Source organism: Geodermatophilus obscurus (assembly GCF_900143215.1).
In the GTDB taxonomy this organism is placed as follows: domain Bacteria; phylum Actinomycetota; class Actinomycetes; order Mycobacteriales; family Geodermatophilaceae; genus Geodermatophilus; species Geodermatophilus obscurus_A.
Map to the genome: position 1 here is coordinate 1 of NZ_FRDM01000103.1, position 1,247 is coordinate 1,247.

Sequence of the window (1,247 nt, forward strand, 5' to 3'; positions counted from 1 at the left end):
CCCGGTCCAGGGCGTTCATCGCGTGTGACAGCTCGCCCTCGCGCTGCCCGTACTGCTCGTTGAGGTTGACCAGGGCCTTGCGGTTGGCCTTGGCGACCTCCTCGGAGGAGCGCACGTGCAGGCGCATGGCCCAGTCGACTTCGACGCCGCACTCGTCGATACGTCCGATGAACTCGCTGCCGGGGAAGAGCATGCCGTCGGTGGGGACGTCGGTGAGGACCAGCATCGCCTGGTAGGACGCGCCGACCGGGGTCACCGCGGTGGCCTGGTCGACCTTGAGGTAGCGGTGGTCCAGCGGGTTGGCCGTCAGCCGCCCGCGTGTGGACGGCCGGTCGGACTGGCCACCTTCGTCCAGCAGCGGTTCGGGCAGCCCGCCGCCGGTGCGCCAGGTCGGCAGCGCGCCGCCGAGACCGCTGTCGGGGTTGGCGTCGGGGTTGGCGTCGGGGCCCTCGGGCAGGTCCAGGTCGAGGAACAGCCCGCGCTGCTGGGCGTGCAGGTGCAGCCACATCATCTGGGCGGCGGTGGCCGGCTGCGGGCGGAACGGGGCGGGGATGCCGGCGGCGACCTTGTCGGCCTGCCGCAGGTAGCCGCCGATCTCGGCGGCGGGGATGCCCGCCCGAGGAAGGGCCAGCGCGTCGCGCAGGTCGGCGGCGGCGGCCCGCAGCGGCTCACGGAAGCGGGCGACGCCGGCGGCCAGGGGCACCGAGAGCCAGAACACCCGCCGGCCCGGGCCGACCTCGTCGAGGGTCTGAAGCGTCGCCTGGCATTCGCTGGCCCAGTCCGGGCAGTCGTCGAGGTCCAGGCCGGTGATCATGCGGTCCACGACGGCCGCCGGGTCGAGGCCGGCGCAGATGCCCAGCAGCAGGGACTCCCCGGGCAGGGCCCGCAGCAACGCCTGGTGGTACCCGCGGACGGTGTCCTTGTCCTTGTCGGGCCGAAAGCCGTAGGGCAGCGGGCGGAGCAGGAAGTCCGCCCACACGGTGCCGGTGCGGGTCCAACGGAGGTTCCCGGCGATGCTGCGGGTCGGTGAGCGCATCAGCTGCTCCTGCCGGTGGAGGTCGCCGCAGCCTGGGCGAGCAGTGCCTGGACGCCGGTGAGCGCCGGTCCCTGCCGCACGAGATCCGGCTGCGGTCCGGCGGGCGCGGCGACCGCCGCGGGGGCGAGGGGCCGGGCACGGTCACCCCGTCGAGGCCGGCGTGGGCGCGGAGGCGCGGCCGGCCCGGCGAGCGGCCGCGCCGCACGCGCTG

Annotated in this window: 2 protein-coding genes; one reads left to right on the plus strand and one right to left on the minus strand. The window is 75.2% G+C overall.

The genetic code is table 11. From position 1 onward, the window contains the following. The coding region (locus BUB17_RS25195) for a hypothetical protein (protein WP_208983686.1) at positions 1-1,036 on the minus strand (1,036 nt) is incomplete at its 3' end. Here BUB17_RS25195 and BUB17_RS27550 point away from each other — a divergent pair. Continuing rightward, positions 1,027-1,247 (plus strand): hypothetical protein (locus BUB17_RS27550; protein WP_208983687.1); only part of this gene is annotated, 221 nt, incomplete at its 3' end. The two genes, BUB17_RS25195 and BUB17_RS27550, sit on opposite strands and share 10 nt — an antisense overlap.